The following is an 11,680-nucleotide window of genomic DNA, read 5'->3' as shown; positions in this document are numbered from 1 at the left end:
CGTCTCCCGAGATCGACTCATGCTGGAAATCGAGCATGGCCGCGGGCGCGGCAGATCCGCAAGAGGGGGGCTGCCGTCAGCGACCCAGGCGTCCTGCCCGGCGACGCCGGACAACGCGGTCTGGGGGCGTCAGAGCGAGTTCAGCGCCGCCGCGAACGCCTCGACGGTGGCGGCGACGTCCGCCTCGGTGTGGGCGGTCGACAGGAACCACAGGCCGCGCGGCACCATGTTGACCCCCTGGTCGAGCAGCGCGGCGTGCAGGCGGCCCATCATGGCCCGGTCCGTCACCGCGAAGTCGCGGTAGTTCCGTACGGCGGACGCCTCGGTGAAGTAGATCTGGAAGACCGGCCCCGGCCCGTCGACCAGCATCGGGACCCCTGCCTTGGCCGCCGCCTCCGCCAGACCGCGCATCAGCTCCCGGCCTCGGGCGTACAGCGTGCCGTACACCTCGTCCCGTTGCTCGTCGAGGATGCGCAGGGTCGCCTCGGCGGCGGCGATGCCGACGGGGTGGGAGTTGAAGGTGCCGGCGTGCGCGACCTTGCCGGAGGAGATGGCGTCCATCACGACGGCTCGTCCGGCGAGCGCCGACACCTGCATCCCGCCCGCCATCGCCTTGCCGAACACCGAGAGGTCCGGGGACACGCCGAGGTACTCCTGAGCGCCGCCGGGAGCGAGCCGGAACCCGGTGATGATCTCGTCGAAGATGAGCAGGCTGCCGTGGCTGTCGCAGAGTTCGCGGACACCCTGGAGGTAGCCGGGGTCGGGCTCGATGGCGCCGGTGTTGCAGAGCACCGGCTCGGTGACCACGGCGGCGATCTGCCCCGCGTGCTCGTCCATCAGCCGGGACAGGGCACCGAGGTCGTTCCACGGGCAGACCACCAGGTCGGCGGCCTCGGGCTGGCCCGCCGTGCCGGGGACGGCGGCGGGGCGGTCGGCGGGCCCGGCGGCCTCCAGGGGCGGGTGCACACTGTAGAGGACCGGGTCCAGCCAGCCGTGGTAGTGCCCCTCGAACTTGAGGATCTTGGGCCGGCCGGTGAAGCCGCGGGCCAGCCGCCAGGCGGCGTGCACGGCCTCCGAGCCCACCGTGTTGAACCGGACGCGCTCGGCCGAGGGCACCATGGCGCAGAGCCGTTCGGCCACGCGGGCCTCCGCCGCGTGCTGGGCGGAGTAGACGATGCCGCGGACCACCTGCGCGGTGACCGCCTCGACCACCGCGGGCGGGCAGTGGCCCAGCAGCGCGGGTCCCTGGCCGAGCACGTAGTCGAGGTAGGTGTTGCCGTCGACGTCCCAGAGCCGCGCGCCCGCCGCCCGGTCCACGTAGAGCGGAACGCCCGCCATGCGGCGGGCGTCGCTGGAGACGCCGCCGGCGATGTAACGCTGGGCGGTGGTGTACAGGTCGCGGCTGACGTCCAGTGTCCGGGTCATGTCGGCCATCAAACGGTGAAGTGTCGCCTGGCCACAAGAAAGAGGACAAGAAGCGGGTTGTCAGCGCAAATTTCGGTGCTTGTGGTGGTCGCGGGCCCTTGATGGGGTTGCGGTCATGTTCCTTGGACGTATTCGGCGTACCCCCGCAGACCCCGTCGAGCTGGTGGCCCTGCACCCGGACGGCGGCCTGCTCAGCCTGGCCGACCTCGGCGACGACCCGGTGGCCGCCCTGGGCGTACACGGGCTCGACCGGCTCACCGAGCTGGTGGACGAGCGGTCGGCGGGGCCCCTGCTGGACCAGAGCGCGGTGCTCTTCGAACCGCCGGTGGCCACCTGTACGAAGATCTGCTGTCTGGCCCTGAACTACCGGGCGCACGCGGAGGAGAGCGGCATGGAGGTGCCGCCCGAGCCGGTGCTGTTCTTCAAGCCGCCGTCCGCGCTCACCGGCCACAACCGGCCGGTGGTGGCGCCGGCCCGCACCCGCCACCTGGAGCACGAGGTGGAGCTGGCGGTCGTCATCGGCAAGGTCACCAGGGACCTGCCCGCCGAACGGTGGCGCGAGGCCGTGGCCGGCTACACCGTGATCAACGACATGACGGCCCGCGACCTGCAGCTCGTCAACATCGCCAGGAACGTCCCATGGGACCAGTCGAAGGGGTTCGACACCTTCGCCCCGGTCGGCCCTTTCCTCGCGACGGTGGACGAGGTGCCGGATCCGCAGGCGCTGGACCTGGTCCTGGAGGTCGACGGGGAGGTCAGACAGCGGGCGAACACCAAGCAGATGGTCTTCGCCCTCCCCCAGCTGATCGAGGACCTGTCCGACGGGATGACGCTGATGCCCGGAGACCTGATCGCGACCGGAACCGTGGCCGGAATCGCGCCGCTCAAGGATGGCGACACCATGAGGGCGACGGTGGCCGGAGTCGGCACACTGGTAAATACGGTCAAATTTCGGTCCGCCTAAAGTAGGGGGATGGACTACGCTGTGGCTGCGCTGGTGGACATCGACGACTACATGGCGTCCGAGCAGGCTCGGGGAAGGTCGTGGGCGCGCCGCCAGCTCCAGCAGGCCGACCAGGTGGTGCGGGCGGCCACCCGCGGCCGCCCCGGGGCCACCTGCCGCCCGCAGCCGCCCGAGGAGTGGCTCGTCCTGCTGACCGGAGCCGACCCTGACGCCCTGATGAGCGACGCGGCGGCGCTGGCGGAGGAGGTGCGCGCGCACATGGTGCGCGAGACGGCCTGGACCGCCACCGTCAGCCTCGGCTCGCCGAGCCTGGACGGCCGCGGCGCGGCCGAGCGCGACGCCAGGCTGGCCAACGACTACAAGCTCGTGCTCGGCGGCGACCGGGTGATCGCCCCGCCGCCGCCCGCGCGGGCGGCGCTCGCGCCTCCCGTCCGCATCGAGCAGGAACTCTCCAGGCGGGTACGGGCCGGCGACCGCAACGGCGCGGCCGGGCTGCTGGCGGGATGGGTGGACCGGTGCGCCCGCGAGCGGGACGTGGACCCCCGGACGCTGCGCAACTGGCTCATCGGGCAGCTGCTGTTCGTGGTGGACGTGGCCAACCGGTCCAGGCTGACCGACGGCTCGACCGACTGGGTGGAGGCGTGCGCCCGGCTGCCGATCGAGGACATCGTCTCGGTCGGCGACATCCACGAGCGCTCCTACCTGCACATCTGGCTGCGCGAGACACTCGGCCGACTGATGCCCCCGCCGCCGCGCCGGGACGTGCTCACGCTGGCCGAGGCGTACCTGGCCGAGCACTACACCGACCCGGGCCTGCGCCTGACGACGGTGGCGGAGGCGGTGAACGCGAGCCCGTTCTACATCTCACACCTGTTCGCCGAGGAGCGCCGCACCACCTTCCTGCGCCACCTCACCGGCCTGCGGTTGCGGCACGCGCGCCGGCTGCTGACCACCTCGCCGCTGCCCGTCGACGTGATCGCCGCCCGCACCGGCTACCTGAGCGCGAAGGCGCTGCGCGGCGCGTTCAGGCGGCATGTCGGGTGTTCCCCGACCGAGTACCGAAGGGCCGGGCTCCGGCCCGGCTCGTGATTCGTCATGGAGGGCACGTGGACCTGGCGATCGACGGCGGCCAGACGGGCCTGCGCCTCGGCCTCGCGACCGGCGGCCGGATCCGGGAGGTGTACGAGAGGCCCGGCCTGTCCTATGCCGAGGGCTCACCGGTGGAGGCGGTGCTGTCACGGATCGGCGACGGCTGGGGCGACCTCGACACCGTCTGCCTCGGCCTGACCACCATCCTCGACGACCCGGAAGGCCTGGCCACCCGGCTGCTCGGGACGGCCCGGCGGGTGATGATCACCACGGACGTCGTCACCTCGCACGCGGGCGCGTTCTCGGGCGGACCGGGCGTCGTGCTGGCAGCGGGCACGGGCGCGATCGCCCTGGGCGTGAGCACCGACGGCGGTACACGGCAGGTGGACGGGTGGGGGTTCCTGTACGGCGACGCGGGCGGCGGCTACTGGATCGGGCGGCGCGGACTGGAGGCAGCCGCCCGAGGATTCGACGGCCGCACCCCGAGCGGCCCACTCACCCAGCGGGCCCACGACGTCTTCGGCGACCTGGCCGGCCTACCCGCCAGGCTCTACCTGTCACCGGACGGCGTGGCACAGGTGGCGGGCTTCGCCCTGCACGTACTCGAACTGGCCCGTGACAACCTGGCCCGTGACAACCCGGCTCATGGCGACCTAGCCTGCGATGACACGGCCCGCGCCATCGTAAGCGAGGCGGCCCGCGAGCTGGCGGCCACGGCGGCGGCGGCCGCCCGCGCCTTCCCCGGCGACGCGGAGGTGCCCGTGGCGTGGACCGGCCGGCTGTTACGCGACCCGACGCTACGGGCCAGGTTCGAGGCGGAACTGGCCGGCCTCCTCCCCCAGGCCCGCCTCCGACCACCGGCCGGCGACAGCCTCGCGGGCGCCGCCCTGCTGGCCGCCGCCGAAGAACGGGGACCCTACGGAACGATGATCAGGACGGTGCGGCGATGAGAGTGGGCCATGGCAGGGCGGACCTCCCCGTTCCCGACGGCACGCCAATGGGCGGCTACCTCGACCGTCCCGGCCCATCGGCGGGCCTGCTGGACCCGCTGTCGGTGGACGCGATCACCTGGTTCGACGGCGAACGCCGCTTCGCGCTGGCGACCGCCGACATCATCTGCGTGAACGAGGACCTGGCCCACCGGGTCAGATCGGACGCCCGCTCACTCGGCTGCGAGCTGTGGCTGGCGGCCAGCCACACCCACTCAGGCCCGGAGACCGGCTGCGTGCCCGGCGGAGGGCCGACCCCCGCCCCATGGCTCGACCGGCTCACCGACGCAGTGGGCACGGCCGTACGACGGGCGATCGAGGACGAGCACCGATGCGACGGGGAAGCACGCCACGGCGAACTACACGGGGTCGGCGCGGACCGCAGCCGACCGTCGGCACCGGCAGTGGTCCCACTCACCGTGATCGCCGTCCGCCACCGGCCGAATGAGGACGGACGGCTCGTCGGCTGTGACGAGGCGGGCAACAACGAACGACTCGCCAACCGCAATGGCACCGGTGAGAACGAGCGACCCGCCAACCGCGACGAGGCGGGCGAGGATGGGCGGCTCGCAGGTGTGCTGGTGGTGCTGCCCGTTCATCCCACGGTGCTACCCGCCGCCAGCCGTCTGGTCAGCGCCGACCTGGTCGGTGCCGTACGGCGGGCGCTGCGCGCGAGGCTCGGCCCGGACGTGTGGGCACTGGTCGCCACCGGCGCGGCAGGCGACATCAGCACCCGCCACACCCGCCGCAGCCAGGACGCAGCCGAGCTGGACCGCCTCGCCGCGATAGTCGCCGACCGCTGCCTGGAGCTACTGCGGGAACCCCCGGCCCGCGCCTGGTCGGCGGGCTCCGGGATCGCGTGGGCGGTACGGCGGCTGGAACTCGCCCCGGCACGGCTCGGCGAGGGACCCGGCTCCGTGCCAGTGGATCCGGCCGGGGATCGGGCCGCGGATCCGGTCGAGGGTCCGGCCGTGGGTCCGATCGAGAGTCCGGCCAGGGACTGGGCCGGAGATCCGATCGAGGGTCCGGCCGACGATCGGGCAGTGGATCTGGCCGCGTTGGCCGCTGATCTACGCGCGGCCGAGGCCAGCGGCGATCCGGTCGCTGTCCGGCTTGCCCGCAGCAGGCTGGAGGGGGTCCGGGCGCGTCCGGACCGCAGCGGGCGGGAAGACCCGATCGGTGTGCACGTGCACGCCGCCCGCCTCGGGGAGTTGTCCGTGGTAGGGCTGCCCGGCGAACCGTTCCTCGCCGTGGCGGAGAGCATCGCCCCAGGGGGGCCGGTCATGGTGCTGGGATACGTCAACGGTTATCCCGGCTACCTGCCGACCGCCGAGGCATACGAGCGGGCCGAGTACGAAGTGCTGGTGAGCCAGGTGGCTCCGGGCAGCGCCGAGGCGCTGGCCGAGGCCGCACGCCAACTACTGGAGGACATGTGATCGAACTGCTGGAGGACATGTGATCGGCCAGAGCGAGTACGCGGACGTCGCCAGGACAGCCGTCGAGCGGGTGCTCGACGCGGAGCGGGAGGCGATCGGGCGGGCCGGTCGCCTGGTCTACGACGCGTTGCGGGCCGGTGGAGTGGTGCAGGCGTTCGGCACGGGGCACTCCAGGGCGGTCGCGCTGGAGCTGGTCGGCCGGGCCGGTGGTCTGGTGCCCGCGAACCAGCTGGGCATCCGCGACCTCGCCTACTACGGCGACGCCTCATCGCAGGACATCCTCGACCCGAAGATCGAACGGGAACCGGGACTGGCCCTGCGTATCTGGGAGCTGGCCGAGATCGGACCCAACGACGTCTTCGTAATCATCTCGAACTCCGGCGGCAACGCCACGATCGTCGAGATGGCCCGTCTGGCGGGCGAACGCGGACACCCGGTGATCGCGATCACCTCGAGGGCGCACACGACCGAGGCCGCCACACGCGAGCGGGCCGATGCCGGTACCAATGTGGGTGCCGGTGGCGATGGCAAAGCTAACGCCGACGCAGGTGCCACCACCGACTCCGGTGGCGGTGGCGGAGTTAACGCTGACGCAGGTACCGGCGCCAACGCCGGTGCCGGGAGCGACTCCGGTGGGCGGGAGCGACTGGCCGAGCTGGCCGACGTGGTCATTAACAACGGCGCACCGTACGGGGACGCGGCCCTTCCGTTGCCCGGCGGCGGCGCCGTCTGCCCCGTGTCGAACTTGACCGGCGTCCTGATCGCCCAGCTCCTGGTCGCCGACGTGGTGGGCCGGTTCCTGACCGCCGGGCAGGCGCCGCCCGTCTACAGATCCGCCAACACCCCTGGAGGCGACGCGCACAACGACGCCCTGCTGGCCGCGTACGGCGGCCGAGTACGCCTGGGAGACGCCTGACTTCGCCGCCTGAGCCCGCACGAACCGGCCTCGGACACAATTTGGTACATGATCGCCTGAGCTGAGCTCTGGCAATCACTGTTTTCCGGGCCGGGTCGTAGGTCATATGCAGGCCGAGCTGCTCGTACACATCAGCTTTGTCCTGTGGATCGGCGCTGTGGAGCAGTTTTCGAAGGTCGCCGAGCTTCGTAGCCATGGCAGCGATCTCCTCCTCGGTGAGTCTTCTAGGAACCTTGGTGATCGCCTGGTCCAGGAGCACCTGCTCGACCTTTCGCTTGGCTTCTGTCTCGGCGATCCAGCCGGCGACCACCACCGGGTCGATCCCGGCATCAAGAACTGCGCGATAGCCCACCAGCTTGCGCTCTCACTCGGTGACGGCTTGGCGGGCAGCTTCACGGCGGCCAGCCGATGGTCACTCGCGAGTTGCGAGTCGGTCATGGCCTGGATCGTCGTCGGGAACTGCTCTGGGTCGAAAGCCGTGGCCAGCCAACGATCGAGCGGCTCGACGATCAGCTCCTCGCGCACGTAGACAGATAGTGGATGCTTCACGCTATTGGCCTGCGCGTACTCCCTGGAGAACTTGCAACGGTAGTGCGGCGCCTTGTTGTTGTTCCAGCTTCCCTGCATCCGCCGATAACAGATGCCACAGAAAAGCCGGCCTCTGAAGATGTAGGGACATGGTGTCCGGCGGAGCTTGCGTCCTTCTGCAGCACTTCTAGAGACCACCAGCAGAGCTTGAACCTGTGCATGGGCCTCGTCGCTTACGAGCGCCTCATGCGTAGCGTTCTCCGACCAGATCCAGCTCTCCTGATCGTTCCACCGGAGCTTGGTGGTGTGGCCGAGCGCAACATCGTTGACGTCGATGAGGATCTCGTCCTTGTGCTGACGGTTCCACACCTGCATCCCCGTGTAGCGAGGGTTGAGCAGGATCGCGCGCACGGCGGCTTTCGACCAGGCGATGCCGCTTCGATGGGAGTTGCGTGCCCGGTCGTACGCCGAAGGACACAGGATCCCGTCGCGAGTGAGGCTCTCGGCGATGGCCAGCAGACCCTTGCCTCTAACAAACTCTGCGAAGATCCGGCCGACAACCGGCGCAGTTACCGGGTCGGGTTCCAGCCTGTGGAGCCGCTTTCCGTCGGCAGCCTTGGACGGGTTGGGATGCGGACCGGCATCCGCAAGCCGGTAACCGTATGGCGGCCGGCCTCCGAGATAGCGGCCCTCCACCTTGGCCTGCGCCGCCATTGCCGTACGGACCCGGGTCTTGATCCGGTTTCGCTCGCCTTTACTGATCCCGCCGAACTCAATGGGCCGGAGACAGGGCGTTCAAGCGTGCCGCCGCGAAGTCGAGGTCGGTCGCGGCGAGCGAGGTGGGAACGTCGGGACGCATTGCCGCCTTCAGAAGGCAGTCGAGGACGGCGTGTGCGTGGCCCAGCAGGTAGAAGCGTCGAAGCAGCCGACAGAAGAGACTGCGGCGGAGGCGGCGAAGAAGGAGCCGTCGACAGCGGCGGTCGGCGGCTCTATCACTCTGCAGGGAACGGATCCCGGGCTGAAAATGACCGTGACGGTGAACCAGCTGGTGAACCCCGCCTCGCCGGCACAGGACTTCCTGAAGCCGAAGATTGGCAACAAGTTCGTCGCCGTTCAGGTAACGCTCGCCAACGTGGGCCAGGCCGTATACAGCGACGCTCCGGGAAACGGGGCCATGCTGATCGACGGCGAGAGCCAGCAGTACCGGTCGACCATCTATGGGGTGCGGGAAGGCCAGGCGTTCGGCGGCAGCGCGACGATCAACGCGGGTGATTCTCGCAAGGGCATGGTCGTGTTCGAGGTGCCGGAGTCGGCGAAGCTGGTCAAATTCCAGTTCGCGCTGAACAGCGGTTTCGCTGATCAAAAGGGCGAATGGACCCTCAACTGATGCAGCAGCCGCAGTGCCCGCCTCGATACGGCGGTTAGACGCCCGGCTCCGGAACGCCACGCAGCCGCTTGTTCTCGGCGGCGAGTTCGTCGCGTTCGGCTCGAACGCCGTCCAGCGCGACAGACAGGACAGCCGCCTCGTACACGGCATCCCCCATCCGCTGCTTCAACCGGGCGGCGACGGCTTCCAGATCCACACTGATGTCGCTCACGGGCGGCTCGCATCCATCCTCAGGGCCATGTCGCGCAAGCCGCTCTGCAATTCGTTCCGGATCTCCGCCTCGCGGGCGATCAGCTCGTTGTGTTTGGCGCTGGCCATGACCGGGCGCCGGTCGGTGAGGACGGCAGCGCGCCCGTTTGAGCGGGATCCTGGCGAAACGTGCGATCAGTGGCTTCCTGCCCCGATCACGTCCGGACAGTGACCTGGAAGACCGTGCGCGGTCCGGCAGATGATTCGATCATGGACGTTGAACCAGCTCCACAATTCGAGGCTCGCCCACGAGGTCGAGGACAGCACCAACACGCCCACCCTGCTGACCAGTCCCGGCACCCCGGCATCAAGATCTCCCGCAACCAGCGGGCGGCCAACGGAGCGATCGGCCTGTTCGCGCTCAAGATTGCTCATGTAGGGGGCGCACCGCTGCCTGGCGAGCTGGGCCGCAGCCTCTTGCCCCGAAACCTCTCACAAACACATTTCTCACTACCAACCGAAACAAAACGCATTCTTTAGGCCCTCAATGAACCTCTGCACGTACTTTGGGCCGCATGGGCTGGATCGAACGCTTGTCAGACTTCTGGTTCAGCAACCGGGGACGCTGTGGCAGGACCGCAGGGTAGCCGCTCGATCCCGGGCGAGGCGGCGGACTCGTCTCGCCTGGACGATCTGCTGATTGAAGCCGTGTTCAGCGCCGGGGCCCATTTCGGCATCGTGTATGTCCTGGACGCAAGCCGTCAGCTCCTGCAGATGGAGACGACGATAGGGCTTCCTGCCGCTATCGCCCGAACCTGGTCCAGGATCAGGACGAATGATTGCGTGCCCGTTGCGGTCTCGGTGCGTGAGCGGCGGCTACTCTGGCTCAGCGACCGGGTGGCCCTGGCCCGCGAGTTCCCGGCGGCGGCACTGTCGCTGCCGTACCACTTCGCGATGGCCGCCTCTCCGGTGTGCTCCGGTGGTGCCATCTGGGGCGGGTTCGTCCTGGGGTGGCCTACGGGAGGCGAGTCCGGGCTCACCCGGTGTCAGCTCGACGTCATCGACGACACCTGCGCCAGCATGGGCGACCTGCTTCGCCGGGCGAGTGAGCGGGGCCGACCGATCATCCCAAAGCCATTGCCCCGGATCTTGGACCCGATCCAGGCTCACCGGCCGGGGCCGTACGCCGGAATGACAGCGCTGGCGTGTCTCAACTGCCTGCCCGAAGGCTACTGTCACCTGGACACGCACGCGCGCGTGACCCTCATCACGGCGCCGGCCGCGGAGTTGCTGGCTGCGAAGGCGTCCAGGATGGTCGGCCAACGCCTGGGCACGGCGCTGCCCTGGCTGGACGACCCCATCTATGAAGACCACTACCGGACCGCGATCGTCAGCCACCGGGCCACCCAGTTCGCCGCCCGCCGCCCGGACGGGCGGCGGCTGCTGTTCCAGTGCTATCCGAGCCTGCCCGGTATCACCATGCGGATCACGCCCACCACCACGTCCGAGGCTCCCGTGGAGGATGCCGACCGGCGTCCGCGGGTGATCGGGCTACACGGCATGTTGCACCTGGCGGTCTCCCTGGCACGGGCGATGACCGCGCAGGATGTGGTGGACCTGGTGGCCGACCACGTCATGCCAGTGTGCGATGCCCAGGCGATGGCCATCCTCACCTGGGACAGCGGCCGGATGCGTGTGGTCGCCTCACGCGGCTACAGCCGGCAGGGCCTGGAGGGGTTCAACGGCCGCCCGGTGGTCCATCCGGTCCGCTGGGCGCGCGGCTATGACGAGGGCAGAGCAGCGTTCTACGCCACCTGGGAGGAGTTCCGCCAGACCTACCCCGACGCCATCCACATCGACAACATGGGCGCCTGGGCGCTGCTGCCACTGGTCGCCCAGGGGCGGTCCATCGGCACCTGCGTTATCGCCTACGACCGTCCCCATCAGTTCAGCGACAGCGAGCAGGCCATGTTGACCGCGCTCGGCGGGCTGATCACCCAGGCGTTCGAGCGTGCCTGGCTCTACGACAACAAGCACCAGTTCGCCCAGTGCCTGCAGGCGAGCCTGCTGCCGCACGCGTTGCCCCGTATCCCCGGCCTGGACGTGGCCGCCCGGTATGTGGCCGCCACCCCGGGCATGGACATCGGCGGCGACTTCTACGACCTGATCCGCCTCAGCGACAGTATGGCCGCGGCCGTCATCGGCGACGTACAAGGCCACGACATGACCGCCGCCGCACTCATGGGCCAGGTACGCACCGCCATCCGCGCCCACGCCACCGCCGGCGCCGCCCCGGGCGAGGTGCTCGCGCACACCAACCGGCTGCTCACTGAGCTGGCCACCGACCGCTTCACCAGCTGCCTGTACATCAGCTTCGACCCGCGCAGGCGCACCGCCAACCTGGCCAGCGCGGGGCACCCGCCGCCGGTGCTCGGCCTGCTCGGGGCCCCGGCCGAGGTCATCGACACCTCCCCCGGCCTGCTGCTCGGCATCGACCCCGACGCCGAATACGTCACCACGGACGTGAACATGCCACCCGGCGCGGTCATGGTCCTCTACACCGACGGCCTCATCGAACAACCCGGCCGCGACCTCGGCGAGTCCATCGCCGAGCTGGCCGCCCGTTTCACCCCCGCGCCCGGCCAAGCCCTGCATGACATGGCGGAGCTGCTCCTCGGTCCGATCACGAATGAGCAGCGTAGTGACGACATCGCCCTTCTCCTCCTGCGGAATGCCCCGGCACCCCGATGACCCCTG

11 protein-coding genes are annotated in these 11,680 nt (G+C 69.9%); 7 read left to right on the top strand and 4 right to left on the bottom strand.

Annotated elements, in window-relative coordinates:
* Nucleotides 1-129 precede the first annotated feature (129 nt).
* The gene (locus KLK06_RS47420; RefSeq protein ID WP_214642336.1) at nucleotides 130-1,425 is read right to left on the bottom strand and encodes an aspartate aminotransferase family protein; all 1,296 of its coding nucleotides are present in this window, start codon (nucleotides 1,423-1,425) and stop codon (nucleotides 130-132) included.
* Between the two features lie 115 nt (nucleotides 1,426-1,540).
* Between KLK06_RS47420 and KLK06_RS47415 the strand changes: the two genes are divergently transcribed.
* The 5 genes from KLK06_RS47415 to KLK06_RS60770 are packed head-to-tail and all read left to right on the top strand — an operon-like array spanning nucleotide 1,541 to nucleotide 6,819.
* Nucleotides 1,541-2,389 carry a fumarylacetoacetate hydrolase family protein gene (locus KLK06_RS47415; protein WP_214642335.1) on the top strand — a complete coding sequence of 283 codons (849 nt, stop codon included), beginning with the start codon at nucleotides 1,541-1,543 and terminating at the stop codon, nucleotides 2,387-2,389.
* Between the two features lie 9 nt (nucleotides 2,390-2,398).
* Complete coding sequence (locus KLK06_RS47410; RefSeq protein ID WP_214642334.1) at nucleotides 2,399-3,478, top strand: helix-turn-helix domain-containing protein; 1,080 nt, start codon at nucleotides 2,399-2,401, stop codon at nucleotides 3,476-3,478.
* A 17-nt stretch (nucleotides 3,479-3,495) separates the two neighbouring features.
* Nucleotides 3,496-4,428, top strand: a complete 933-nt coding sequence (locus KLK06_RS47405; RefSeq protein WP_214642333.1) for a BadF/BadG/BcrA/BcrD ATPase family protein — start codon at nucleotides 3,496-3,498, stop codon at nucleotides 4,426-4,428.
* A complete protein-coding gene (locus KLK06_RS47400) occupies nucleotides 4,425-5,903 on the top strand; it encodes a hypothetical protein (RefSeq protein ID WP_214642332.1) in 1,479 nt (492 codons plus the stop codon). Before KLK06_RS47405 ends, KLK06_RS47400 begins: the two co-directional genes overlap by 4 nt.
* Before the next feature lie 19 nt (nucleotides 5,904-5,922).
* A complete protein-coding gene (locus tag KLK06_RS60770; protein ID WP_308168764.1) occupies nucleotides 5,923-6,819 on the top strand; it encodes an SIS domain-containing protein in 897 nt (298 codons plus the stop codon).
* Nucleotides 6,820-6,921: 102 nt separating this feature from the next.
* On the opposite strand, the gene KLK06_RS47390 is transcribed toward KLK06_RS60770, so the two are convergent.
* The gene (locus KLK06_RS47390; RefSeq protein WP_214642331.1) at nucleotides 6,922-8,061 is read right to left on the bottom strand and encodes a recombinase family protein; all 1,140 of its coding nucleotides are present in this window, start codon (nucleotides 8,059-8,061) and stop codon (nucleotides 6,922-6,924) included.
* A gap of 181 nt (nucleotides 8,062-8,242) precedes the next feature.
* Between KLK06_RS47390 and KLK06_RS47385 the strand changes: the two genes are divergently transcribed.
* Nucleotides 8,243-8,734 carry a DUF4352 domain-containing protein gene (locus KLK06_RS47385; protein ID WP_214642330.1) on the top strand — a complete coding sequence of 164 codons (492 nt, stop codon included), beginning with the start codon at nucleotides 8,243-8,245 and terminating at the stop codon, nucleotides 8,732-8,734.
* Nucleotides 8,735-8,768: 34 nt separating this feature from the next.
* Here the strand turns inward: KLK06_RS47385 and KLK06_RS47380 are convergent, their stop codons facing one another.
* Together KLK06_RS47380 and KLK06_RS47375 are read right to left on the bottom strand one after the other, a co-directional pair.
* The gene (locus tag KLK06_RS47380) at nucleotides 8,769-8,945 is read right to left on the bottom strand and encodes a hypothetical protein (protein WP_214642329.1); all 177 of its coding nucleotides are present in this window, start codon (nucleotides 8,943-8,945) and stop codon (nucleotides 8,769-8,771) included.
* A 173-nt stretch (nucleotides 8,946-9,118) separates the two neighbouring features.
* Entirely contained in the window at nucleotides 9,119-9,358 is a 240-nt protein-coding gene (locus KLK06_RS47375; protein ID WP_214642328.1) for a hypothetical protein, read from the bottom strand.
* A 408-nt stretch (nucleotides 9,359-9,766) separates the two neighbouring features.
* Here KLK06_RS47375 and KLK06_RS47370 point away from each other — a divergent pair, with 408 nt between their 5' ends.
* Nucleotides 9,767-11,674 (top strand): SpoIIE family protein phosphatase, encoded by a 1,908-nt coding sequence (locus tag KLK06_RS47370; RefSeq protein ID WP_308168763.1) that lies wholly within the window; start codon nucleotides 9,767-9,769, stop codon nucleotides 11,672-11,674.
* The last annotated feature ends 6 nt before the right edge of the window (nucleotides 11,675-11,680 follow it).

This window comes from Nonomuraea sp. NEAU-A123, assembly GCF_018603905.1.
Taxonomy (GTDB): Bacteria; Actinomycetota; Actinomycetes; order Streptosporangiales; family Streptosporangiaceae; genus Nonomuraea.
This window is presented reverse-complemented; position numbering and strand designations above follow the sequence as displayed.